This is a genomic window from Lacrimispora sp., assembly GCF_031982545.1.
Lineage (GTDB): Bacteria > Bacillota > Clostridia > Lachnospirales > Lachnospiraceae > Lacrimispora.
In genome coordinates, this window is the sequence record NZ_DALYXB010000002.1 from 454692 (window position 1) to 478980 (window position 24289).

23 protein-coding genes are annotated in these 24289 nt (G+C 41.3%); 5 read left to right on the forward strand and 18 right to left on the reverse strand.

Annotated elements, in window-relative coordinates; all coding sequences use genetic code 11:
* Positions 1-39: 39 nt before the first annotated feature.
* Entirely contained in the window at positions 40-330 is a 291-nt protein-coding gene (locus tag ABS301_RS05535; RefSeq protein ID WP_104438231.1) for a hypothetical protein, read from the reverse strand.
* Between the two features lie 182 nt (positions 331-512).
* Here ABS301_RS05535 and ABS301_RS05540 point away from each other — a divergent pair, with 182 nt between their 5' ends.
* Positions 513-1541, forward strand: coding sequence for a 3-deoxy-7-phosphoheptulonate synthase (locus tag ABS301_RS05540; protein ID WP_349671265.1), 1029 nt, complete (start codon positions 513-515; stop codon positions 1539-1541).
* A gap of 465 nt (positions 1542-2006) precedes the next feature.
* On the opposite strand, the gene ABS301_RS05545 is transcribed toward ABS301_RS05540, so the two are convergent.
* From ABS301_RS05545 to ABS301_RS05590, 10 genes are all read right to left on the reverse strand, one after another.
* Positions 2007-2207, reverse strand: a complete 201-nt coding sequence (locus tag ABS301_RS05545) for a hypothetical protein (RefSeq protein WP_349671266.1) — start codon at positions 2205-2207, stop codon at positions 2007-2009.
* A 178-nt stretch (positions 2208-2385) separates the two neighbouring features.
* A complete protein-coding gene (locus ABS301_RS05550) occupies positions 2386-3219 on the reverse strand; it encodes a hypothetical protein (protein ID WP_349671267.1) in 834 nt (277 codons plus the stop codon).
* 47 nt (positions 3220-3266) lie between these two features.
* Complete coding sequence (locus tag ABS301_RS05555; protein WP_349671268.1) at positions 3267-8279, reverse strand: DUF6531 domain-containing protein; 5013 nt, start codon at positions 8277-8279, stop codon at positions 3267-3269.
* Positions 8280-8313: 34 nt separating this feature from the next.
* Positions 8314-8856 carry a hypothetical protein gene (locus ABS301_RS05560; RefSeq protein ID WP_349671269.1) on the reverse strand — a complete coding sequence of 181 codons (543 nt, stop codon included), beginning with the start codon at positions 8854-8856 and terminating at the stop codon, positions 8314-8316.
* On the reverse strand, positions 8835-9404 hold the full coding sequence (locus ABS301_RS05565; RefSeq protein ID WP_349671270.1) for a hypothetical protein: 570 nt from the start codon (positions 9402-9404) through the stop codon (positions 8835-8837). The genes ABS301_RS05560 and ABS301_RS05565 overlap by 22 nt, the downstream gene beginning before the upstream one ends.
* Positions 9405-9419: 15 nt before the next feature.
* Positions 9420-10820 carry a contractile injection system protein, VgrG/Pvc8 family gene (locus tag ABS301_RS05570; RefSeq protein WP_349671271.1) on the reverse strand — a complete coding sequence of 467 codons (1401 nt, stop codon included), beginning with the start codon at positions 10818-10820 and terminating at the stop codon, positions 9420-9422.
* The gene (locus ABS301_RS05575; protein WP_349671272.1) at positions 10807-11394 is read right to left on the reverse strand and encodes a hypothetical protein; all 588 of its coding nucleotides are present in this window, start codon (positions 11392-11394) and stop codon (positions 10807-10809) included. Before ABS301_RS05575 ends, ABS301_RS05570 begins: the two co-directional genes overlap by 14 nt.
* Positions 11395-11422: 28 nt before the next feature.
* Positions 11423-11938, reverse strand: a complete 516-nt coding sequence (locus ABS301_RS05580) for a hypothetical protein (protein ID WP_349671273.1) — start codon at positions 11936-11938, stop codon at positions 11423-11425.
* A gap of 15 nt (positions 11939-11953) precedes the next feature.
* A complete protein-coding gene (locus tag ABS301_RS05585) occupies positions 11954-12163 on the reverse strand; it encodes a hypothetical protein (RefSeq protein ID WP_349671274.1) in 210 nt (69 codons plus the stop codon).
* Between the two features lie 41 nt (positions 12164-12204).
* Positions 12205-13791, reverse strand: coding sequence for a contractile injection system protein, VgrG/Pvc8 family (locus ABS301_RS05590; protein WP_349671275.1), 1587 nt, complete (start codon positions 13789-13791; stop codon positions 12205-12207).
* A gap of 435 nt (positions 13792-14226) precedes the next feature.
* Here ABS301_RS05590 and ABS301_RS05595 point away from each other — a divergent pair, with 435 nt between their 5' ends.
* Complete coding sequence (locus tag ABS301_RS05595; protein WP_104438244.1) at positions 14227-14472, forward strand: HPr family phosphocarrier protein; 246 nt, start codon at positions 14227-14229, stop codon at positions 14470-14472.
* A gap of 90 nt (positions 14473-14562) precedes the next feature.
* Here the strand turns inward: ABS301_RS05595 and ABS301_RS05600 are convergent, their stop codons facing one another.
* The 5 genes from ABS301_RS05600 to ABS301_RS05620 all read right to left on the reverse strand — a co-directional run bounded on the left by ABS301_RS05600 (position 14563) and on the right by ABS301_RS05620 (position 18177).
* A complete protein-coding gene (locus ABS301_RS05600) occupies positions 14563-15396 on the reverse strand; it encodes an undecaprenyl-diphosphate phosphatase (protein ID WP_349671276.1) in 834 nt (277 codons plus the stop codon).
* Positions 15397-15411: 15 nt separating this feature from the next.
* Entirely contained in the window at positions 15412-16086 is a 675-nt protein-coding gene (locus ABS301_RS05605) for a uracil-DNA glycosylase (protein ID WP_349671277.1), read from the reverse strand.
* A gap of 18 nt (positions 16087-16104) precedes the next feature.
* Entirely contained in the window at positions 16105-16866 is a 762-nt protein-coding gene (gene hisF / locus ABS301_RS05610) for an imidazole glycerol phosphate synthase subunit HisF (protein WP_349671278.1), read from the reverse strand.
* 12 nt (positions 16867-16878) lie between these two features.
* Positions 16879-17487, reverse strand: a complete 609-nt coding sequence (gene hisH / locus ABS301_RS05615) for an imidazole glycerol phosphate synthase subunit HisH (protein ID WP_349671279.1) — start codon at positions 17485-17487, stop codon at positions 16879-16881.
* Positions 17488-17559: 72 nt separating this feature from the next.
* A complete protein-coding gene (locus tag ABS301_RS05620) occupies positions 17560-18177 on the reverse strand; it encodes a hypothetical protein (RefSeq protein ID WP_349671280.1) in 618 nt (205 codons plus the stop codon).
* Positions 18178-18328: 151 nt separating this feature from the next.
* On the opposite strand from ABS301_RS05620, the gene ABS301_RS05625 reads away from it, so the two are divergent.
* The 3 genes from ABS301_RS05625 to ABS301_RS05635 are packed head-to-tail and all read left to right on the forward strand — an operon-like array spanning position 18329 to position 20497.
* The gene (locus tag ABS301_RS05625) at positions 18329-18760 is read left to right on the forward strand and encodes a DUF4430 domain-containing protein (protein ID WP_349671281.1); all 432 of its coding nucleotides are present in this window, start codon (positions 18329-18331) and stop codon (positions 18758-18760) included.
* Entirely contained in the window at positions 18757-19272 is a 516-nt protein-coding gene (locus ABS301_RS05630; protein WP_349671282.1) for a hypothetical protein, read from the forward strand. Before ABS301_RS05625 ends, ABS301_RS05630 begins: the two co-directional genes overlap by 4 nt.
* Positions 19273-19291: 19 nt before the next feature.
* Positions 19292-20497 carry a class I SAM-dependent rRNA methyltransferase gene (locus ABS301_RS05635; RefSeq protein ID WP_349671283.1) on the forward strand — a complete coding sequence of 402 codons (1206 nt, stop codon included), beginning with the start codon at positions 19292-19294 and terminating at the stop codon, positions 20495-20497.
* A gap of 55 nt (positions 20498-20552) precedes the next feature.
* On the opposite strand, the gene ABS301_RS05640 is transcribed toward ABS301_RS05635, so the two are convergent.
* A complete protein-coding gene (locus tag ABS301_RS05640) occupies positions 20553-22490 on the reverse strand; it encodes an oxidoreductase (protein ID WP_349671284.1) in 1938 nt (645 codons plus the stop codon).
* Between the two features lie 136 nt (positions 22491-22626).
* Positions 22627-24204 (reverse strand): PucR family transcriptional regulator, encoded by a 1578-nt coding sequence (locus ABS301_RS05645; protein WP_349671285.1) that lies wholly within the window; start codon positions 24202-24204, stop codon positions 22627-22629.
* Between the last annotated feature and the right edge of the window lie 85 nt (positions 24205-24289).

Sequence of the window (24289 nt, forward strand, 5' to 3'; positions counted from 1 at the left end):
CTTAGTCATCTTCATATTTCTCCCATCAATCAAATAGAGTCAGACAGTAAAATCCTCAAATCCGGAAATCATGGGATACGGTGCGATGCTTTTCACCGGACTGGTTATCGTCCCCTTAACATAAGGACTGAATGCCAGACGGCGAAATGGTTCTTTTGTTTTATTTTTAATCAGTCTGTCATTTCTTCCTAACTCACCTATGTAATTTCCATTCTTGTCATACAGCTCTTTGCCATAAAACTTACCAAGAACTGTTCCATCACAAGCAACTAAATAATCCCGCTGCTTCACCCCGATATAGCTTCCTCCCCAGTTCCAATATTTTTCCATATTTTTAACACCTTTCCATTTTTCATTCGTTAACATCATACAACATTTTTGTAAAAAAAGGAACACTTTAGAAGAGGCACTTGGTCAAACTTAACCAAATTTCAAGGAACACTGGATTTTTCCGGTGTTCTGTTATATAATCAACAGCAAAAAATAAAACAGCAATGATACAGGAGGATATTATGGGATTTCAATATGTCAGCAATCTGCCCAGCCCGGAAGAAATCAAAGATCGTTTTCCTCTTCCAGCCGCTTTAAAAGCCCTTAAGATAGAAAGAGACCAGGCCATCCGTGACGTACTTACAGGAAACAGCGACAAATTTCTGGTTATTATTGGTCCCTGTTCTGCTGATAACGAAGACTCCGTCTGTGATTATGTAAATCGGCTGGTGAAGGTTCAGGAGAAAACGAAAGACCGTCTAATTCTGGTTCCCAGAATTTACACCAACAAGCCAAGAACCACAGGCGAAGGCTATAAAGGAATGCTACATCAGCCTGACCCGGAGAAAAAGCCGGACATGCACGAAGGACTCATCGCAATCCGCCGCATGCACATGAAAGTTTTTGAGGAGACCGGTTTATCCACAGCAGACGAAATGCTGTATCCGGAGAACTTAACCTACCTTGATGATATCATGTCCTACATTGCCATCGGAGCCCGTTCCGTGGAAAACCAGCAGCACCGGTTAACTTCCAGCGGCTGTGAAGTGGCCGTTGGTATGAAAAACCCCACCAGCGGTGATATGTCAGTTATGCTGAACTCCGTAGTCGCTGCCCAGCAGGCTCATGATTTTACTTACCGTGGCTGGGAAGTGAAAAGCTCCGGCAATCCCCTTGCCCATACCATCCTGAGGGGTGCGGTTAATAAACATGGGCAGTGCATCCCCAACTATCATTTTGAAGATTTATTTCTTCTTCATGAGATGTACAGCAGACGCAATCTGCAAAATCCAGCATGCATCGTAGATGCAAACCATTCAAACTCCAATAAAAAATTCAGGGAGCAGATTCGTATCTCCAAAGAAGTCCTTCACAGCAGAAAGCACGCGCCTGAGATCCGCAGCCTTGTTAAGGGACTGATGATTGAAAGCTATATCGAACCTGGCAGCCAGAAGGTTGGTGACGGATGCTATGGAAAATCCATTACCGATCCATGTCTTGGGTGGGAGGAATCCGAGCGTCTGGTTTATGAGATTGCGGAGAACTGTTAATTACCCATACATCTTTCTCAATTTTAAGTAATTTAATAAAAGGCATAGACCAAAACAATCTGATTTATCTTACAACAGATTACTTGGTCTATGACCTTTTTAAATTAATTTTAAATTTTTTCTTCACTTGAAGCTCTAAACATATCCATAAAATAATTGATACTATCTTTCCCTTCGCGCCAATGATAAATTATGTCATTCAGGGGATATGTCCCATTTATATCTCCGCGCATTTTATCTATCCAGCATATATTTCCATAATCCTCTCTCCATTGCCACTCCCCACCTCTCCTACCTCTCTACTAAATCTCCACCGATATCCTTCATAATCCACATATTGAAAACCGTAGGAAGCCATCCTTTTTTTTCATTATATAAACAACAATACTCTTCTTGCCCATTTTGTCTCCTTTTCAACTAATCTAAGTATGCCGCTTGACAACTACCAAATACCTGCGGGAATAATTATGATTCTTTTGCAAAAAGCGCCACAGCAACGCCATCATCGAATACGCCAACAACACTTACTACATTTTTTAGCAGCAGCAGTATATCCTTCTCTAATAACTTATCTGCATTTTTCATCAATAAATTTCTGCACCAATATAGAATTTTCTTATACAATTTTTTATTCATTAGAGGAGTTGGATAAAGCCATTCTTCCATCTTTTTTTAGTCTCTTTGTTTTTTCTCTTTCAGACGCATCACGAGCTCTGGCACAGTCCATAAAAAAGCAGACCACATTTTTAGCGTAATGATCTGCTTTAAACCCAACTTAAAATATAGCAATTTTATCACACAAAAACTACTTTACTTGTTCATATAAAATCCCATAAACACCAAATTACAGAGGTGGTATTTTATATTTCGTTTCCGGAGGTTGCCAGTCTTCTCCATATAATGCCCTGCACTGCCTTACCCAATTAATAACTTCATTACATTTATTATTAAAATTTTTTATAATTAAATTTTTTTCACCCTTTTGCCAGGCTTCAATAAAATCTACTAAAATGTTATACCTACAAAACAATGGAATATCTACACCAGCTTTACCACTGGATTTCACATATTCCCAACGCCCTCCTAGCTTCTTAAGTATCATATTTCCATACACGGAAGCAAGCTCTACCAACTTATCCTGTATATTCTCATACTCTTCTCCTTGCAATTCTACAAGTTCTTTTTCTAACAATTGTAAAATATCCTCCTCTATCAAATCAGCCGCATTAGTTCGGCTCATAAACTGCTTCATCAGTATTGCATTCTCATCATATAACCTCTTATACATTTGAGTAGTTGGCTTAAGAGGATCCACCATGACCTTTTTCTCATTAGCTAATTCATTTAATTTATCAATACCATATTTCTCGGCAACATCTAACAACTTATTCAGTACTTCTCTTTGATCTTGCTCGTTGTTAAAGTTCAGGAAGTCCCAACTGTATTTCGGGTCATTGGTAAGCTCTTTTGTTCGGTATATTGGTAGACCCACCCCATAAACATAAAGATTTAGTGCATAAGAATTTTCCCATTGACTCTTTTGAATCGCTATATACTGATCCACCCCTTCTACCTCTCGTCTAAAGGTCCAAATCAGATTATTATAACCCACATATTGAAAGCCATAGGGAGACAGCCTTCTTTCCATTATATCGACTACAACACTTTTCTTTCCCATCTTTCCTCCATTTCTACACAAATGTTGTGTTTTATAATATTTATACTTTAGTTCAACGCCGGACAACTACCAAATACTTGTGTAAACATTTGTGCTGCTTTTGCAAAAAATCCCACAGCAATGCCATCATCTAAAGTTCCAATACCAGTTGCATCATCCGCTAGCAAAGCAAGACCGAATACAGTCAAACCCGCAGCCCCTATTATTAGGCCGGCATTCTTAGCCCATTCTAAAGCATCTTTTGGTAACGCTACTAACTCTTCCTGTGGCTGTTTTTTCCTATCTTCATAAGACCAGAAAATCTGACCTGGTAAGCTTGGGTCTGTATGATAATTTATCATTTTATCTGGATATTTAAGGCTAGGAAGCGAACAGTTAAACATTCTGTTTAATGACTTACCTTTTATTGCACTTTTCCCTTTATATATTGTTTCATTTTCATTTATCGCATTTATATATGCGTTTAACTGTACCTGACCTGTTGTTCTTCCAAATGCAGTGTCATGTTTTAATTCATATACTTCAATCTGACCAGCAGCATTATAATATATGAAGTCTGCACGGCCTGATCCTGTAGGTGTAGAATACCCTGAACCATTTCCTTTTTCTAAGCCATCCGGTATGGGCGCCTCCGAAATCAGACCCGGGCAGCCGATCATTTTAGTTTCTAAGGTTTTATGGGCATCACCACCTTGCTCTAACAGAACAAGCCAAAACTCCGATTCATTTCCTAATAAATCTATTAAATTTAAAGGTGAATTAAGACAGTATATATAACTATTTAAAGATGATGGGCTGTCGAGATACCCTTTTAGTATATCTTCTCCACCAAATCTTCCAATCTCTGGGATATACTCTCTCGCCTGTGCGAAGTGGGTGCCGCTCACCTCATCTGCCAAATATCCGGTATAGGAAAAAGGCTGTTTTTTCCCAGCATTTCCATGCATATCACAACCAAATTCATCATATCCATAACATTCCATATCGTTTCCGTTATGCCATTGGAATCTGACTGGGCTTCCCATCTCATCTAAAAGCGCAAAACTTTCTAATTCCCCTTCCTCCATTCCTTCAAGAAATTTTCCCCACAGATAGTTTTGACGCTTTCCTCCGCTTTCTGCCGCAAGCAAATCATTATAATCCTTTGTCATATCAAGAAGATATTCCGTCTGGCAGCTATTTGCTTCCCGAATTTTTTCTGTCTTCCCAACTCTTCTGCCCAAACCATTATAAACATAACAGCTACTTTTTTTACCAGAACCAGATGCAGCCATGCTCAGCCTGCCCATAGCATCGTAAGTATACTCATGTTCTATTGTGCTATCGTTCCGGATTTCTGTCAAGTTTCCTCTTAAATCATAATCGTATATTTGTCTGATCCTGCCTGTTTTCTGAATCATCTGATCCGCAGCATTATAGGAATACTCAGTTTTTTCTTTCCCTTCCAGCATTACTGTCCGGTTATTAAATGCATCATAAGCATATTCCCGCAGTGTGTGTCCATCCTTTTCTACAGCGGCCATCCTGCCATTATGGTCATAATGATACCTGTAATTCCCGCTTTCTTCCGGTACACCCTTTCGATATTTCCGAATTTCAGTTTTATTCTCCATACGGTCATACATATACTGGTAATTTTCCAGTACTGTATCATCCTTTTTATGAATAAGTTCAGTCAGTCCGCCAGCATTATCATAATTCCAGAACGTGGTTAGACCGTTATTGCAAATTCTTTCTGTTAATCTTCCTGACTGGTCATATTGATAATTCACACGACTACCTCTGCAACGAACTTCCTTCATCCGCAGCAGATTGTCATAGGCATATTCTGTCCGGCTTCCATCAGGGTAGACAACAGCTTTCCTCTCATCCAGGTCTCCAAACTCATAAGCTATGCTTTGACCTCTATGATCCGTTATCTTATGTATTCTTCCAAAACTGTCATACTCGGCGGTAGTGGTTCCAAGCCAGTCTTTTACCTCTTTTAGCTGCCGGAGTAGATCATAGGAGTATTCTACTTGGTCTCCATTATCATAGGTGATACTCTCAATCTGTCCGTCAATGGTATAAGAAAATGAAGTACAGTAGCCATCCCGATCCGTTTTTCTCAGTACGTTTCCTGCAGCATCATACTCATATTGTTCCTTATTTCCCAATGGATTCGTCACGGACAATACCCGTCCGGCCAAATCCCTATCATAAAGCGTCAGATGAAGGCTATGTTGAATTTGATTTAGCTGTATAGCCTCCTCCAGCTCCATGTAACGCTCAGACTGGTTCCCTATTCGGAATACCACAGTTACATTACCCAAAGGATCATAACCATATCTCGTAAAATTCCCCTTTGCATCTTCCACGCTCATAAGCCTTCCAGCCAGAGAATAGCTGTACTTTATTGTATTTCCATTGGCATCCGTTACGGAAGTTATATTCCCAGCTGTATCATAAGAATAGGATTTTTCCTGACTGTCACTGCTTTTTATTGATATTATGCGGTTCTGACAATCATAGAAATAACGAATACGGTATCCCTCTCCATCCCATTTTTCCAATATGTTCCGATTTCCGTCATAAATATAACTCTCACCTTTTCCATCAGGATAATTTACTTTTTTTAAAAGACCTCCTGGATAGTATTCATAAGAAGTCGTCCTTCCAATTGCGTCCCTAACAGATATCGGTTTACCCATTGAATTATAACAAAAGGTAGTTATGTTACCATGAATATCAGTTTCTTTAATTTTCCGCCCACTTGCATCACACTCCATCTGTTTCCAATTACCGGCCGAATCTGTGATCCGTGCTAAATTTCCAGCAGCATCATATTCGTAATGAGTTACCATGCCAAGAGAATCCGATTCTTCTATTACTCTGTTTAATGCATCGTAATGGTAATCGGTAATTTTACCTCTTACATTTTTTATCTGCACTTGGTTTCCGCAGGCATCATATGTAAATTTCGTATGCCCCCCTACTGCATCTTCATGTTGAATCAGTCGGTTGGATTTATCATAGGTAAGGTGTATTTCTCCTCCATTGGGCAGTTTTACACTAATCGGATTTCCCATTTCATCATACTGATATTCCGTTGTATTCCCTTCTTGATCCTCGTATCTTTCCGGACGGTTGCAGGAATTGTACCACATCTTTTGTGTTGACCCATCATAATCCATGATGGCAATTACTTTTCCACTTGGATTATAATTGTATTCTTTTTCATATCCCATAGGATTTATGGTTTTAACAATATCGTTATTTTCATTATAATAGAATCTGGTTATGTTTCCATTTCCATCTGTGGTCGAAGAAACCCTGTTTAATATGTCATATTCGTACTTGATCATATTTTCCATTGGATCAATTATACAGGTTACGTTTCCTGATGAATCATAGCACAGCTTTTTCTTCGAACCGTCCGGATATAAAATACTTACTAATTGTTTTTTATCGTCGTAGTTGAAGTATGTAATATTTCCATTTGGGTTCTCTACTTCCACAAGATTACCTGATTTATCATAACGTCTTTTAGAACAGGCACCATCCTGTTGCTTTATACAAATCAATTTTCCGTTAATATCATAGGTCATATTCGTCTTTTGCCCCAAAGCATTGACTATTTGTGTTAAATTCCCCCGGTTATCATATGAATACCGGGTTGTATTCCCGTTTTTATCCGTATAACGAATCTTCTGATTCCTGTCATTATATTCAAATATCTCTTCCCCATCCTCATAAATGGTACGGACATTGCGCATTAGTTTATCACATTCATAAATGACCAGATTTCCATTCTGCTCCAGCATGTAGGTACGGTTATTTTCATCATCATACCGAAACTCTGTCACACTTCCATCGGGCAAGATCTGCTTTCTTACACGGTTCGCTCCGTCATACTCATTCTTCACTCCCAGTATATCCCGGGGTGTAATAATTCCATTTAGCTTTCCATTCTCATTGTATTCATAGATATAGGTGTTTCCCATTGAATTGGTAAACCACCGCAGTTTCCCATACTGGTATCTCAGGCTGATTTTTCTCCCGGTATGATCCTCTACATAAATCAGTTTCCTTTCCTTGTTATAGGTATAATTCAGCCTGCCTCCGGTCCCATTATCCACACATCCCAAAAGTCCGTCACTATTGTAAGTAAATTTTCGGCTATTTCCATTCCTGTCTCTCTGGCTGAATAATTTTCCCCCTTGGTCAAACTCATAAACGGTGCCATCTTCCCGATCAAGCTGGTAGCCGCTCTCTGATTTGCACAGTATTCCTCCATCTCCCATAACCGGAGCATAACTATCCCCCAGCTTCCGACAGTAAGGCAGTTCACGACCGTCTTCCAGGACGATTCCTAACAGTTCTCCCTCTTTAATTTTTATCAGGCGAACCCCGTAATTATGGTTCCAGCCCTCTCCAAGTACCTGCTGGTCGCCGCAATCCATAGCATTATAGAAAAGCTGAAAACTTAACGGCATATTGCCATTTATTACAAGATCCTCTTTTTCATATATGTAATTTCCTGTATTCATATTAATGGGATCTTTACCATAAACCTGACAAAGCATGTTCTTTCCCGCTACCCAGCGGAATACATTCTGGTAACGCTTTAAAAATGCAGCCCAATTTATCTTCCCGTCATATCCCTGGCCTGATGTCACTGGAATAATGACTCCTCCCTTTTTGCAGAGCAGGACAGAGCTCATGCTGATAGCCTCTTCTCCCCCTACGGTTTCCGCCTTTCCAGTTCCTACTGCTGTGTTTTCCCATTTATCAACCAGATCCATGAAGCCTTCGCATTTGTGGTCCTTTTCATTCTTTCGGCACTCTCCAAAGTACGGGATATTCTCACAAGCCTTGCAATCCTTACAGTTCACCTTTTTCTTTCCACCGCTGGTATATCCATGACCGGTTGGAAGCTTAAGCTGGGTAATATTGCTTCCGTTGACACAAAAAAGCTTTGCTCCCTCCACCAGATACTCCTTACTGTCTGCTGCTTTCTGCGCCTGATTAAGCATCGATCCCGGTCCCTGACCTAAATTCATTTTACCTGCCTCACTCATTGCTTTTCTCCTCTCTTTCCCCTGTTTCAACTGTTTATCTCAACATGCTGCTGCCAGTTAAACTTACCTCCTTAAGATTAAGACCAATGGCTCCCCGTTCCAGCAGACTTTCCGCTAAATCCATACGAATTACTACTGCACTTTCAGTTCCTGTCCTGATACGAAACAAAGGAATACCTGTCATTTTACTCCGATCCAAAATAAGTTCCCGCTGCCCAGGCCCCGGCTTTCTCGCCAGACAGTCCTCTTCTTCCAGCACTGGACAGAAGTAAGACGCGCACTCTTTTTTGTCTGTATCGAAAAGTACAAAAAACAGAAACGGAATATTGGAATCATATAAGCCGACCACTTCCATAGCTGTCCTAGATAGCAGAAGAACTGGTTTTTCAATGATATCGGGAAATATGCCATCGATACCAAGCTTTGCATTTAGCAGCACATAAGAAGGCATATTCTGATACTCTTTCCTGTTCAGCTTCCTTACATCAATAGACTGGTTAATATTCATAATCTGCAAAAGGGGATTCTTTTCTTCGTTGGTAAGTATAAAATATTTTAAGTTTCCCTGGTACGCCATATAATCTCCCCTTCTCCCTGATACCTGCCGAAAAAGGCAGAAAAGTCTTCTGCCTTTACTGCCTTTTGAAAGGCTTCTGTTTCCATGATTTCATCTGCCAAGTCCACGCACAGCTGACGTACAGCCGCATAGTAATATTCCACACAAACTCTGCGGACCGCGTCCTCCTCATACCTCCAGATCCTGGGATACCTTTTCCTTAAATCTACCATTACTGATTTCATATCATCCTCAAAGCACTCAAAAAAGCCGAATGGACGCCAGTACAATTCCACTGGATCCGGATCAAAATAAAATTCGTTATTATATAAAGACAGCAAAAACTCATAGCTTCCTGTTTGCAGGCTGGTATTGAGATAACAGATCCCAAGCCAGGACCACTCTTTCTCTTTTTTTGCTGCCTCTTCTAATAACTGCACAAAAGGCTCCAAAGCCTGCTTCCTCCACTCCTTTTTCTGATAATCAAGTTCCAGCCTTCGGCACTTTAATGCAAATATTTTATCTTCCGCATTTTGGGCGGCTTTTTCCAGTTCCTTTATCCGGCTCATCACACTTCCTCCTATTTACTGTACTTTCAGTTCTCCTCCAGTAAACGAGATGCCCTGTTCTATATTGATGCTGGTTGTCTTCTGTTTTATATTAACGGAATCCGTTCCTGCTGCAATGAGAGAGCCAGTTTCACTGGAAATAGTAAGGTCGTCTTTTGCCTTTAACACGATATCATTCTGGCTGACGATATGGATTCCTTTGGCATCACTTAGTTCTATTTTGGTTCCCTGGTTATTGGTAATTACAATGGAATCCGGGGTAAAACGAATCTCCTTCTGGTATTTATTCTTGATAATCTTGTGCTCCGGATTTTTACGATCAGAGCTTTGTGTATCAAGATGAACCGAACTGATCACATATGCCTCTTCTTCCTTTTGCTCCGGTATATGAAGCCGGACAGCATCCCCCACCTCCGGCATGCAGTACCAGCCCGTTCCGTCAGGGGTGGAATAAACGGTAGAGTATGGATACCACAGATTGATCTTCTGATCCTGATTCTCATCCTTACTTACCTTCACCATTACCTTATCTTCTTTTACCTTTAGGACTTCTGCGGAGAAAGAGCAGCCAGCACGGTCTTTCTCCCGATATTCCGGAAAATCCATACCGGATCTGGATTTTAAGTGACATGTATGCTGCATTTCACCTCTTTCATACCTGCTTTCTATTTTCCAGACAAAGAGCTGCATTCCGTCTATTGAAATCTTGTCACCAATCTGGTAATCCTCCCGACTTTGTATCACATATTCCAGACAGGAGGCTTCCCGCAATTGGGTTAATCCCTGACTCCGTTTCTTATGATAATCCATCAGATTTTTTTTCACGGCGTATTTGGCAAACTTTGGAAGTTCATAACTTTCTCCTTTAGGCAAATCGTAAAAATACTTAACTCCATTGATCCTGGTACTCGGCACAAGGAAGCTGTGAAACCCTGCTGCTATCCTCTTTAAAAATTCCCAGTCTGTTTCCCTGTGCTGCATCACCATTTTTCCGGTCATATCCGTCAGGGGACGATTCTTTATAATTCCCGAATTCTCATAGCTTCCAGTAATTTGTCCAAAAATTGCTTCATATGTAGCTGTACCATCCTGAAAGGTTCTGAAGTGTGATTTCAGATCCATAAAATAGGTACCAGTTGTAAGCTCTAATGTCATCTTTTTCTGATCATTTACCTGTTCCATGGAAAAGCCGGTAACTACTCCCCAAAAAAGTGTCTGCACATCACCATCTTCTCCCACTACTTCGATCTTCTCCCATACATCGCCAGTCAGCTGCTTTAAATAGATATCTTCATCCTCATCTGCAATATACCCGCTTACCACAGCTGTTCCATGCTCATTAATCTGCCTGTTTACCGTAAGATCTCTGACCTCAATAAACTGAATCGGTTCTGTTTTTAAATTATATTCTTTCACATTCTTCCTCCTCTGTCTGTATTGTCTCAAGCATACGAAGGATCACCGGCCTCCATTTATCGTAATCCTTAAATATGCAGTAAAAGGTTCCAACCATCATTTTTCTGTCAGAAAGGATCAGAAACATCATGTTGTAAACCCGTTCATCGGAAGCAAAGCTTTTGTAATCAAACCACACCATAGGAACATTGCCGGAGATATTTCCCTGATCATAGAAAACGTTTTTTTCATCTGCCCGTTTTAAAATCTGTATCATTTTTTCCCTCTCATGGTACAGATCAAGAACGTAAGTCTTCTTTTCCAAAATTGCCGTCTGGAAGGTCAGTCCTGAATGGGCAGAGGGATTGATTAATACCAGCTCCGGGCGGTTTTTTGAAAAAAAGATGGAAGCTGTTTTCTCTTCATCTGCTTCAAAAAACCCATCGGGAATGTCCATTGCAATACCCAGACTGGGAAACCACTTTAACTTTTTTGATCGGTCAGCCCGTTCCTGTGTCTCCTGTTTTATCTTATTAAGCTCTCTTTGAAGCTGCAAAAATATCTTATCAATATCGTTATCATTTATCTCTTCCATTATCTCACTCCTGACCTTTTGCGAACTACTATGCAGTTTCCTCCAGCGTATCAAAAAAATACTTTAACATTGCCTCCCATTTCAAACGATCCTGTTCCGGAAAAGTTGCTGTGACAAGTAACATACGATTATGAACCGATAAGACCGCTTTTACGTGCTGACTGATTTTTCCCGCCTCATTCAGTTCCATAGTAAACCAGCCACACGGAAATCTCCCATTATATAGATGAACAGGAGATAATTCATTTCTTGGATAAATACTGCTGATATATTCCCTTATTGCTTCTGCAGCGATTCCCGTTTCAAAAGATCCCAGTTTCTTATCTATCATTTGAAACGTCATTTGACATTCCCCTGTATCATCTGCGAAAATCATTTCCGGACGATCCTCATATGGATAATATGCTTCCTTCCCTTTTTCTGACATTTCTTTTAACGAAACCGGAATTCTGGCTGTTAAGATTCCATCAACAAGTATAACTTCTTGCATCATAACCGGTTCCTGGAGGCAGTTTTCCGTATTTTCATCATATAATAAATTCATCTGTTACACTCCTGTTTACCCTTTACTTTGAAAACTGATGCCGAAATCTGCTGTGATCTGATTCCTTTTATTCAAACGTTCCTGCGCATTCGCCTGTTCTGACTGAAACACCTTCTGTTCTAAGGCAGCTGCTGCATCCAGCTGGCTGCTGATTGCATTCAGCCGATTGACTTTTTCAATTAAAGGACTTTTTCCAACTCCGCCAACTTTTATGGTCTTACTCATTTCATCACCCCGCAATCTTGATTTTTATAACACTTTTAATTCTATTGCCCTGTAACAAAGTTCACCTTTGTCCCTGTTATCTGCCGTTCCAGTTTTGTGGAACCTGCCGCACATGGGGTTGATGCCAGAACGGCATTTTCTGCCCCGTTTAAATCATATTTTCCGGAGTCGGTGGATTCGGTTACAGGAAATCCGGCTTCACCGCTTCCTTCCATTTTTACCTTTCCAAATTTTCCAATGGAATCAAACCCGTTGCATAAATTAATAACCGCAGGAGAAGCCAAATCTCTTCTGACAAGAGAGATTTCCTGAGGTGCAAGAAACGAGATCCGGCTGGCTTTTAGCCACATTCCTTTTTTTGCAAGCACAGTAAGCTCTTTACTACTCTCAATATTGGCTCCCAGGCTGTCGCTAATTTCCACCTTTAACGGAACTTTCTGTTTTAAATCTACAAATCCCAGACTATCCGGAAGCAGATACATCCGTTTATTTTTTGCTGTAGTAAAATATCTCTTTGACGGATCAGCCATTTCTCCATTTCCAGTTCCGTTTTTCCTGATACTGCCGCTTGCCCTGGCATTCCCATCCCCATCGTCAAATGCAATCCAGATACGCTCTCCGATTTCAGGCATACAGTACATTACATTTCCGGTATCCGGCAGCCATGGATACCAAAACACTTCCTGACCATTCTTCGCCCCATCAATATCCAGACTCACACGTAAACGCTCTCCTTTTGTTTCCAGTACCGTACCCGCAAGTGAGACGCCAGTCATCTGGGCATTGTCATATCTGGCTGTACCAAATGCTTCGGGAGAACCTACCGTATAGGTATAGACCAGCAGCCCTTGTTTGAGTGTGCACCGTTTGGCGAGAATTACCTTGTTGGAATTATCCCGCATTGTTATGCCATCTCCAACCTTCCAGTTCTCATAACAGCTGATTTCATGACAGATAAACTGGCTCTTTGAAAAATGATACTGCTCTTTATCATAGGTGTGATAAGACTGATCAAACCATGTTTTTTCTTTACTGGCTTCCTGCCCCTCTCTGGATTCGCCATGGGGCAAACCAAAATAAATCTCAGGTTTAACCGAAACTCCTCCTGGAAGCAGGGATGTTCTTAGTTGTCCTGCAATCCTTTTTAAAAATTCCCAGTCCGTTTCCTTGTATTGGTAAATCGGAGTTCCAATTTTTCTGTCCTCGATGTGAAATATCACTTCAGTATTTGCTGTATCTGCCAGGACGCGCCTTACCAACTCTTTGTAAGTCATGTCTATATTTTGAAAGGATCTGCATTTTTCTTCTCGGTCAAGCAGTTTGGTAGGGGACACTGCCTCTATTTCAACAGTATAGCCGTTCCCCTCCATGCATATTGAGACATTCTTAATAAAACCACAGAAAACAGGAGGGCTCATTTCATTCCCATTTTCATTTGCCACCGTGACGGATATACTACTTCCCTCCAGTTTTTGAAAGATCGGCGATATTCCAATATCTTCTGAAACATATCCCTTTAGCCTGGCAAGGTTATGGCAGTTTTTCTTTATGTCCATCTCAAATTCAATAACTTCATTGATATTTAAAACACTGTTTATTATTAGATTTCCGGATGTGACTGCATTCATGAAAAAGCTCCTTCCTCCTCTGTTATTTCCCCTGTTAGTTACTATTAAATTGCATTTGATAAATAATTACATTATACTCCAATAAATTACAAAAACTACTATCATGTAATAATTAGCAGCTTATATGTAACTTTTGGTATTTTTCTTAGTTATATTCCCCCTTGCCCCCTTTCACCCTTTCTCCTTTAAATATTGTCTGCATAAAAAAAATACCCTGCCATTGTTTAATGTCAATGTCAGGATATTTTATCTATATAATAAGAACATATCACAATCTATCAGGTAAACTTACATCACAAGCATATCCTTTTTTATTTTCACTCTTGTAATTTCAAATAGAATTGAGTAAAATGAAATTACCAGAGTTACCCCTATACGTAACGTTTCATAAGCCCACACCGGTGTGTCCGGTGCTAAAGAGAAGGAGGTACGGATATGCGGACGATGAATGTCGATATCCAGCTGCGTACCATTCCCATACCGCTGGCACTCCTGATCAATACGGCTAATGCATTTATGTGCGATATCTATATTGATTACGGTTTGACCAGAGTTAACGTTAAAGACTACGATGAAATGAAGATGGGACTGGTTACACAGAATCGGAATTTATTATTTAACTTCGACGGCGAAGATGAACTAGCTGCTGAAGGACGGATCGGAATGCTGTTTAGACCGTAGCCGTCGGAAAGGAACCCATATGATCCACAATACAAAAGAGAGTTGACCGCGGCGATTGGCCGGCGGACAGCTCTCTTTTTCATGGTTCCTTTAACCGAGGAATGCGGTTACACCAAAATACAAAAGTACAATTGCCCCAAGGACAATTCTGTAATATCCGAAAAATTTAAAATCATGCTGTCTGATATATCCCATAAGAAACTTAATCGCATAAACAGAAACAGCAAATGCCACTACCATACCCAAAATCAAATAGAAAACCTGGGCTCCTGAAAAATTAAAACCGAATTTCACAATCTTTAAAAGGCTTGCTCCGAACATTACCGGGATCCCAAGAAAGAATGAAAATTCCGCTGATGCCGCCCTGGAACAGCCTAAAATCATGGCACCCAGTATGGTGGATCCGGAACGGGAAGTACCGGGAATTAAGGAAAGCAGCTGGAACAGACCAATATAAAGAGCTGTCTGGTAAGAAATCTCTCCCACCTTCTGCACTTCAAAGCTCCTGTACTGGTTCCGGTTCTCAATCACAAGAAAGAGAACACCGTATATAATTAAAGTCGCTGCTACTACATAGCCGTTCATTAAATATTTATCCAGGATATCATCCACCAAAATTCCAATCACAGCCGCGGGCAGACATGCCAGTATAATCTTGCTCCATAAAACGAATGTTGCCTTCTTCTGCGCTGCCTTTTTTCTTGGGGAAAATGGATTTAACCTGTCAAAATACAGCACGACTACTGCAAGAATCGCCCCCAGCTGAATCACAACCAGAAACATGTTTTTATAACTGTCCGGCTGGTTTAAATGAATGATCTCATCTACTAAAATCATATGACCGGTGCTGCTGATTGGCAGCCATTCTGTAAATCCTTCCACGATTCCAAGAACGATAACTTTTAATATCTCAATTATATTCATCTTAATTCCTCTGTTTTAAATATTTTCTATCTGCCAGTCAATCGGAGTCATTCCATTTGCCTCCAGATAAGCGTTGGTTTTGCTGAAATGTTTGCATCCAAAGAATCCTCTGTAAGCGGAAAGAGGACTGGGATGTGGCGCTTCTAGTATTAAGTGTTTGGGATTTGTAAGCATTGTCTTCTTATTCTGTGCGGGACGCCCCCATAAAAGAAAGACCATAGGGCGATCCTGCTCATTTAAAATCTTAATAGCCGCATCCGTAAAAGTCTCCCAGCCAATTCCCTGATGAGAGTTAGCTGCATGCGCTCTTACAGTCAGTACGGTATTCAGTAACATAATTCCCTGATCTGCCCATTTTTTTAAGTATCCGTTGTTAGGAACCTCACAACCAAGATCTTCTCTCAGCTCCTGATAAATATTCACCAGAGACGGTGGGATATCTACATCAGGCTTCACAGAAAAGCACAGGCCATGAGCCTGACCCACGTTGTGATAAGGATCCTGCCCCAGTATCACCACCTTAACCTTGGATAGGGGGGTAAACTGAAACGCATTGAATATGTCATTGGGGTCAGGAAAAACCTGGGTTGTTTCGTACTCTTTCCTCACCTTCTGATAAAGTTCCCTGTAATATGGCTTTTTAAACTCTCCGTTTAAGGGTTCCAGCCAGTCGTTATCAATTGCTCCCATTTTTTCTCCTTTGCATCTTTAAATCCGAACCGGTACTCCTTTCTCTGATAAGTACCGTTTTAACTCCATAATTTCCAGTTCCTTGTAATGAAACAGAGAGGCTGCCAGAGCCGCATCTGCCTTGCCCTCTGTAAGAGCACTGTGAAAATGTTCCATGGTTCCAGCTCCGCCCGACGCAATAACCGGAACGGATACAGACTCTGCAATGATCCGGTTCAGTTCATCATCATAACCAGCTTTTGTACCGTCACAGTCCATGCTGGTGAGCAGAATCTCTCCGGCTCCCAGACTGTCTGCTTTCATAGCCCACTCTACCGCATCCAGTCCTGTATCGATTCTTCCACCGTTCTTAAAAACATTCCAGCCGCTTCCGTCGGCCCGTCTTCTTGCATCGATGGCAACCACCACGCACTGGCGTCCAAACTTATCAGCAGCATCAGAAACCAGTCTGGGGGTATTGATCGCAGAGGAATTGATGGATATCTTATCCGCCCCTTCCCGTAAAAGCATCTTAAAATCTTCTACTGTCCGGATTCCTCCGCCTACCGTAAATGGAATAAAGACCTTTTCTGCAACCCGGCGCACCATATCAACCACTGTATTCCGGTTATCGGAAGAAGCCGTAATATCTAGAAATACCAGCTCATCTGCCCCTGCTTTGTCATAGGCTGCTGCGATTTCCACCGGATCTCCGGCATCCTGTAAATTAACGAAATTAACACCCTTTACCACTCTTGCGTTGTGCACATCCAGACATGGAATGATTCGTTTTGTAAGCATCCGGTTCCTCCTTTAAGTCAGTTCAATGAAGTTTTTCAGTATCTTAAGACCGGTATCTCCGCTCTTTTCCGGGTGGAACTGGCAGGCAAATACATTATCCCGTTCCACAGATGCCCCAAAAGCCACACCGTACTCACAGGATGCGGCAACATCCGATTCCCTGTCTGCCTCTAAATAATATGAATGGACAAAATAAACATATGCACCGGAATCCAGACCTTTAAAAAGTCTTGCGCCCGGTCTGATAGTCAGGCTGTTCCAGCCCATATGGGGAACCTTAAGCCCGGACCGATCCGGAAATCTGACAATTTTTCCCGGAAGAATAGAAAGTCCTTTGACCCCATCACATTCCTCACTGCTTTCAAATAACAGCTGCTGCCCTAAGCAGATTCCCAGAAAAGGAGTTCCTTTTTCAGTTACCTTCCGGATTACATCTGGCAGGTTATACTGGCAAAGCTTATCCATGGCGTCGCCAAATGCTCCCACACCTGGTAAAATCACTTTGTCTGCTGCAAGTATGGTTTCCTTATCCCTGGTCACCACAGGTATCTCCCCTAACGAAGTAAGGGCCTTTTCCACACTTTTTAAGTTTCCGGCATCATAGTCAATAATCGCAATCATGGCAGCCACCTCTTTTTCGCCTTTTTCCAATATTCTAACACAGTCCCTGATCCTGCACAACGCAAAACGTGACTAAATGCTTTCTAAGAATTCCACGGAATTTACAGGAATTGATTCTGCCTTTTCCTGCAGCCCTTCGGATAGCTGTGCAAAACTTCCATGAATGCGGTACAGAAATGCCTTGTTATTTACAGACGCCGTTTTCTCAAAAGGCCACCGGATTACAGTCGGCGTCTGAAATCCCACACCAAGCTCTAAAATCGCAAGTTTTTTATTCAGTGTTCCTGCCAGCCACCTGGTATAGGCATTCCACTGGGGTAGATACCCCTCTTCAATATAAGTTTCCGCCTGAATGGTATTTCCAGTCAGTGGTTCTTTGCAATGAGGACAGATATCATCAGGAATCTCTCCAGGTTCCCAGATGTCTTTTGTACATGCTTTGGAACACTGTCTCCAGGTGACATTGCCACAGGGTGCCACCATACGTTTGGGATCCAGACCAGATTTCATCAACTCTCCATTGGTCAGTGTTGTGACGATAAAATAATCCTTGTCTTTTATAAGTCCGCCCAGTTTTTCATAGAGGCTGTCTTCCCCGCCAGCGAAAATGCCGTTCCATTCCTCTCCGATTCCGATTAACAGCTTCTCACATTCCTTTATTTCATTTAATATCTGCTCTTTCAAAGCCATACGTTATCCACCTTCTTTTCTACAGTACTGATCCATTATACATCACTTAAGTTTTTAAGAAAAGATGGAAATTCTCACCTTGCGGCAGTACTCTCTTCTATGCTATACTAATCTGTGCTATTTGAATAATGAAAAAGGAAGTCAGCATAACATGAATCGATTCAAAAGGCTCTCTCCCTTTTTGGGAGGCTGTACCGCGATAGCAGTCCTGGCACTGCTGTTAGTCATCTATACTCTGACAAGGCCGGTTCCCATGGCGGGAACCAAGAACATTACCGTAGATGTAGTATATAAGGACGGGACAACAGACCACTATCAGCTAAAGACGGAAGCTCAGTTCTTACTGGAGGCCGTGAACGGCATACCTGGTCTTACTCTGGAAGGAACCACCACAGAAGAATCGGGACTGATGGTGATTAAAATTAATGGCAAACAGGCCGATTATAAAAAAGACGGTGCCTACTGGGCTCTTCTTTGTGACGGAGAACCATGCAATTACGGCGTCAGCCAGCAGGCGATTAAGGACGGGGAACACTACACCTTTCAGTACACCCTCTCTGATGGTAAAGGCGGCGGGGCATGAAACAATATCGTCCCATTACCACAAAGAATCTGGTAATTGATGGGTTTTTAAGTTCACTGTTACTGATCAGTCAGGTAAGCTTATCCTGGCTGCCCAATGTGGAACTGGTCTCTTTGTTTTTAATTTTATACACTTTGGTATTTGGCAGACACGTATGGATTATCCTGTACGTGTTTGTTCTATTGGAAGGATTATTCTGGGGAATTGGCATATGGTGGTTTTCATACCTGTATGTGTGGGCGATTATTCCAGCCGCCATTTTTCTTCTTTATAATAAAAACTGCCCATCACCATTCTCCGCCGCGCTTCTGTCAGGAACCTTTGGAATGCTGTTTGGTTTATTTTCCTCTCTGCCCACACTTCTGACCGGTGGCCTGTATGCAGCCTTTGTCTGGTGGACTGCCGGAATACCATTTGACATTCTCCACGGTATGGGGAATTTTACTATTTCACTTATTTTATTTAAGCCCTTATATCAGCTGCTTGTACGGCTGAAACAGCATCAATCATAAAACAAAGGAGTATCAGACTATGGAAACAGCTATCGTTAGAATTAAAAAGGGAGAAGGACGGTCTTTAAAAGCCGGAGGAATGTGGATTTTTGACAACGAAATTGATACTATAACAGGAGATTATACCAACGGAGATATTATTACTGTCCAGGATTTTGACGGCTACTGCATGGGCAGGGGCTTTATTAATACCAACTCCAAAATCACAGTCCGCATGATGACACGGAAAAAGGACGTGGAGATCAATGAGGATTTCATTGAAATGCGGGTACGAAACGCATGGGAATACCGGAAAACCACCGTAGACACCAGCAGTTGCCGGATTATCTTCGGAGAAGCCGATTTTCTTCCGGGAATCGTAGTGGACAAGTTCTCTGATGTTCTGGTCGTGGAATCCCTTGCACTTGGCATTGACCGTTTAAAACCTGTGATTCTTGAAAAGCTGAAACATATTCTTGCAGAAGACGGAATTCAGATCCGTGGTATCTATGAACGCAGCGATGCTAAGGTACGGCTTCAGGAAGGAATGGAACGATTCAAGGGATTTATCGGAGAGCCATTTGACACTAAGGTTGAGATTACAGAGAACGATGTAAAATATATGGTGGATGTGGAAGATGGTCAGAAAACAGGATTCTTTCTGGACCAGAAGTACAACCGGCTTGCCATAAAACGCTTATGCAGGGACAAACGGGTTTTAGACTGCTTCACCCATACCGGATCCTTTGCCTTAAATGCGGGTATCGCAGGTGCAAAAGAAGTAATTGGAGTCGATGCATCGGAACTTGGAGTTGAGCAGGCAAGGGAGAATGCAGAGTTAAACGGACTTTCCGATCGTGTTTCCTTCCGCTGTGCTGATGTTTTTGAACTTCTGCCCGAGCTTGAGAAATCCGGGGAAAAATTCGATGTGGTGATTCTCGACCCTCCCGCATTTACCAAGTCCAGAAACTCCGTAAAAAACGCAGTGAAGGGTTATCGGGAAATCAATATCCGGGGATTAAAGCTTGTTACGGATGGCGGTTATTTAGCCACCTGCTCCTGCTCTCATTTCATGACCCCCGAGTTGTTTACCAAAACCATAAGAGAAGCGGCTGTAAGCGCCCATAAACGCCTGCGTCAGGTGGAATACCGCACCCAGTCTGCAGACCACCCGATTCTCTGGAGCGGAGACGAAAATTCTTACTACCTGAAATTTTATATTTTTCAGGTTTGTGACGAGAAATAATCATTGAAAAACAGGGCAGGTTAATCCTCTTACTGGATTCCTGCCCTGTATTCCATTATCTTAAAGACATTGCAGCATACATACCGCTTCTCACAGCGCCGCCCACTTTTCCTACTTTCGTGCAATCACCGATCAGACGTACCTTATTATGGTATCTTGCATCAATGGCTTTCGCTGTTTCATTGTTAGGAAGCATTCCAAAGGAAGCAACCACTGTGTTTCCTTCAAGAAAAACCTCTTTTCCATCTTTTTCCATGGCTCGGACACCTTCAGCCGTTATTTCAAGCACCTTATGTCCTGTATAAAGTTCCACTTTGTTTTCTAAAAGCATTGGTATTAAGGATGCTTTGTTAATCATGTGATCTCCAGCTGCCACTTCATCAAGCATTTCAATGATGGCTACCTTTTTCCCTTTTAATGCTGATTCCAAGGCACTGTCACAGGAGGACAGACCGCCGCCGCAATAAATGATTTTTTCACCTTTCAGCTTGTTCTCATCCAGATGTGCTTCCAAAACATTAATTGCACGTTCAATTCCCTTAATCGGGGGCATCATAGGAATTGCTCCGGTAGCAACGATGATCGCATCCGCCTTCTCAAACACCGGATCATCTTCTCCTATTTCCGTATTCACATGAACCGCAACTCCGGTTAATTCCAACTGACGCTTATACCAGGTAATCAGTTCCCGCAGCTGGCTCTTAAATGGCGGAGTTGCTGCACTGCGTAACTGCCCCCCTAAATCACTCTCTTTTTCAAACAAGTCAACCTTATGGCCCATGAGCGCCGCTGTTCTGGCCGCTTCCATTCCGCCAGGACCTCCTCCGATTACGACTACATTCTGCTGTTTATCCGCTTTTTCAAGTTTAAAGCGTTTTTCGAATCCAGTGGCTGGATTGACGGAACAGCTGATTTTCGTCAGTCTGGTCAGAATTCTTCCGATGCAGTCATCGTTGCAGCGAATACATGGCCGAACTTCATCACGGCGGTCAGTTAAGATTTTATTTGCCATCTCCGGTTCCGCGATTAAAGGTCTTCCCATTAATACAAAATCAGCATTTCCGCTTTCAATTAACTGAACAGCTGTTTCCGGAGTATGGTTACCGGCATTCAGCAGTGGAATTTTAACCGCCTTACGTGCAACCTCGCAGACATCTGCCATGCAGGCATCACCCAGATAAGCAGGTGGGAATATATAATCAATATTTTCATAGCTTCCGCTGTCAATATCCAATGCATCGACTCCTGCTTTTTCCAGTTCCTGCATAAGGGGAATGGTTTCTTCAAAAGTACGTCCGCCTTCAAAATTATGCTTTACTGCCATTCGAAACAGGATAGGCATATCGGGTCCCACTGCTTCCCGTATGGATTGAACAATTTCAACGGCAAATCGCATACGGTTTTCCGGTGTTCCACCATACTCATCTGTTCTTTTATTCCAGATTTCTGACATAAACTGGTCAATTAAATATCCTGCATGCCCGTGAATTTCAATGGCATCAAAACCAGCATCCTTCAGTACTTTTGCAGAATATGAAAATTGCTTCATAATTGTCTTGATTTCTTCAACCGTTAATTCGCGGCACATTAAATTCGGATCAAACATGGAAGGAATTGCTGAAGAAGAAACAGGCGCCTTCCCATTTAACATATTGGGAAATGCGTTTTTTCCTGTACCGCAGCTAAGCTGTGCACAAATCTTCGTTCCATAGCGGTGAACTGCTTCCACCAATGTGGTTAACTGAGGAATCACATAGGTATTATCCAGATATCCTTCCATGGAGCCCTGAGCCAGTTCCTGCGTTAAGAATTGGCAGCCCATAATGATCAGTCCGGTTCCCCCTTTTGCCCGCTCTTCAAAATAATCAATTTCATCATCAGCAATTGTTCCGTCAATATGGCCTGAGTTAAGTCCCATTGGTGCCATGGCAATACGATTCTTTACAATCATATTTCCGATTGAGAATGGTGTGTTTAAAATCTCGTAATTCATATGCCGCCTCCGTAAGTATGTTTTTGATAAAATATTAACATAATTATGGTAACATACTTACGGACTTTTATGCATCGTGCATTTATTTAGAAAAATATCAGAAACAATGACATTTCTGCACAAATGAATTTTTCTCTCATTTACTGATATATTCTAAAATTTTATACGAAAAATATAGCGTCATGTAACAATCCCGGTTATAAATATCCACGGATATCAGTTCTTGTATTTTAGACAAACGGTAATTCATCGTATTTCTGTGAATAAACAGATCGTCGGCTGAAGCCACCAGATTCCCCATATTTATAATGTACGTATATAAACTTTTCAAATAATCCGTTTTATGGTTCTCATCGTATTCTTTTAATCTTATAATATCCGGATGACAATAATGGATTAAATCCTTTTGTTCTTTTATCCGGTCCAGCATATCATAAATTCCATAATCTTCATATCGATAGATACCTAACTCAGCTGCTTCCTTTTTGCCTAACCGGATCGCTGCCAATGCCTGCTCATATGCCTCGGGTATCTCCAATATTTCACCAAAACTCTGACTGACACCGGCACTCATGTGCATCTGCTTTAAATAATCAGTAATAGGCTGAATGTCTTCATTGGTTAAGTATTGGGACTGACTGCAGCCTGTAATAAATATTAAATGATTATCATGAAACATTAATTCCCCATGGGAACCTTTAAAAAGTTTTGATTCTCTTATAAAAGAGATTAAGCTGAATGTTTCTGAATAATGATTGTATTTTATAATAATAAGATATTTTTTCTCCGGCAGTTTCCACTGCAGTCTCTTTGCTCTGTCTGTAATTAATTCCGGTTCCGTAAGACTTCCCTGTATCAGATCCGTAATAAAACGGTTTGCCAGCCAGTCATACTGAAAACCTGAGGATTGATTGTTTTTAATCTCATTTGCTATTACATCACATATGAATTCCGTTATCTCCAAATCTTTCTCTGTAAAAAGCCTGTTGTATTCAAGAACAGCAAAATGGCCCACAATACGCCGTTCCAATCGGATCGCGCAAAATATTCTCCGGTATTTGTAACCTTCTCCAAGACTTCCAATCACTGCTTTTTTGTTTTGTACTGTTTTTTCTATCCACTGTTTAAAATTATATTTCTGTGTATACTCATAGGTTGTAAATCCAATATTCCTGTATTCCATCCATGGCAGATCATCTACTTCCTTAAAATCAGATGCTGCTAATAAGCGGTGATTATTATCTCCCAGCATTACGGGATTTCCTAATAACTCACTGGCTATATCTATAATATAGGGAAGCCCTCTGCCCTGTATAATGGTGTTAAAAAGTGCAGCTGGCCGTTCAATTAACGAATACTGGTCCACAAGTATATCCGTAACATCATTCAGCAGTTCCTCCGTGGTGATTCCCGGCTGTATATAAATCATATTGGAGTGACAGTCTTCATTTACCATTTGAGAAATATCCAGGTCAGACGGACATTCAAGCAAAAGAACATTCACAGGAAAATTGTTGCCGGAACTATTGGAATTATAGAAACGTTTGGAACTATCAGAATACCGGCCAATATAGAGTATATGATCATCAAAAACCGCTATATGGTCCGTTAATAGTTTTACTCCCCGTATGGTCAGATTTTCTTCGCATAAAACTGACTTTATAATGATTGTTTCATCTAATTTTTCTAATATGTCTTTTATTCTCAGTATCATGGGTTCACCTTCTCCATATTATTAAAAATACCCTAATAGCTTAACACAGATTGGTTTTCTGTGTATTACTATTAGGGTACAGTTT

What these genes read in the sequence shown, in the direction of transcription:
- ABS301_RS05535 (WP_104438231.1), bottom strand. Translation starts at nt 330, where the DNA reads ATGGAAAAATATTGGAACTGGGGAGGAAGCTATATCGGGGTGAAGCAG.
- ABS301_RS05540 (WP_349671265.1), top strand. Translation starts at nt 513, where the DNA reads ATGGGATTTCAATATGTCAGCAATCTGCCCAGCCCGGAAGAAATCAAA.
- ABS301_RS05545 (WP_349671266.1), bottom strand. Translation starts at nt 2,207, where the DNA reads ATGGAAGAATGGCTTTATCCAACTCCTCTAATGAATAAAAAATTGTAT.
- ABS301_RS05550 (WP_349671267.1), bottom strand. Translation starts at nt 3,219, where the DNA reads ATGGGAAAGAAAAGTGTTGTAGTCGATATAATGGAAAGAAGGCTGTCT.
- ABS301_RS05555 (WP_349671268.1), bottom strand. Translation starts at nt 8,279, where the DNA reads ATGAGTGAGGCAGGTAAAATGAATTTAGGTCAGGGACCGGGATCGATG.
- ABS301_RS05560 (WP_349671269.1), bottom strand. Translation starts at nt 8,856, where the DNA reads ATGGCGTACCAGGGAAACTTAAAATATTTTATACTTACCAACGAAGAA.
- ABS301_RS05565 (WP_349671270.1), bottom strand. Translation starts at nt 9,404, where the DNA reads ATGAGCCGGATAAAGGAACTGGAAAAAGCCGCCCAAAATGCGGAAGAT.
- ABS301_RS05575 (WP_349671272.1), bottom strand. Translation starts at nt 11,394, where the DNA reads ATGGAAGAGATAAATGATAACGATATTGATAAGATATTTTTGCAGCTT.
- ABS301_RS05580 (WP_349671273.1), bottom strand. Translation starts at nt 11,938, where the DNA reads ATGAATTTATTATATGATGAAAATACGGAAAACTGCCTCCAGGAACCG.
- ABS301_RS05585 (WP_349671274.1), bottom strand. Translation starts at nt 12,163, where the DNA reads ATGAGTAAGACCATAAAAGTTGGCGGAGTTGGAAAAAGTCCTTTAATT.
- ABS301_RS05590 (WP_349671275.1), bottom strand. Translation starts at nt 13,791, where the DNA reads ATGAATGCAGTCACATCCGGAAATCTAATAATAAACAGTGTTTTAAAT.
- ABS301_RS05595 (WP_104438244.1), top strand. Translation starts at nt 14,227, where the DNA reads ATGCGGACGATGAATGTCGATATCCAGCTGCGTACCATTCCCATACCG.
- ABS301_RS05600 (WP_349671276.1), bottom strand. Translation starts at nt 15,396, where the DNA reads ATGAATATAATTGAGATATTAAAAGTTATCGTTCTTGGAATCGTGGAA.
- ABS301_RS05605 (WP_349671277.1), bottom strand. Translation starts at nt 16,086, where the DNA reads ATGGGAGCAATTGATAACGACTGGCTGGAACCCTTAAACGGAGAGTTT.
- hisF (WP_349671278.1), bottom strand. Translation starts at nt 16,866, where the DNA reads ATGCTTACAAAACGAATCATTCCATGTCTGGATGTGCACAACGCAAGA.
- hisH (WP_349671279.1), bottom strand. Translation starts at nt 17,487, where the DNA reads ATGATTGCGATTATTGACTATGATGCCGGAAACTTAAAAAGTGTGGAA.
- ABS301_RS05620 (WP_349671280.1), bottom strand. Translation starts at nt 18,177, where the DNA reads ATGGCTTTGAAAGAGCAGATATTAAATGAAATAAAGGAATGTGAGAAG.
- ABS301_RS05625 (WP_349671281.1), top strand. Translation starts at nt 18,329, where the DNA reads ATGAATCGATTCAAAAGGCTCTCTCCCTTTTTGGGAGGCTGTACCGCG.
- ABS301_RS05630 (WP_349671282.1), top strand. Translation starts at nt 18,757, where the DNA reads ATGAAACAATATCGTCCCATTACCACAAAGAATCTGGTAATTGATGGG.
- ABS301_RS05635 (WP_349671283.1), top strand. Translation starts at nt 19,292, where the DNA reads ATGGAAACAGCTATCGTTAGAATTAAAAAGGGAGAAGGACGGTCTTTA.
- ABS301_RS05640 (WP_349671284.1), bottom strand. Translation starts at nt 22,490, where the DNA reads ATGAATTACGAGATTTTAAACACACCATTCTCAATCGGAAATATGATT.
- ABS301_RS05645 (WP_349671285.1), bottom strand. Translation starts at nt 24,204, where the DNA reads ATGATACTGAGAATAAAAGACATATTAGAAAAATTAGATGAAACAATC.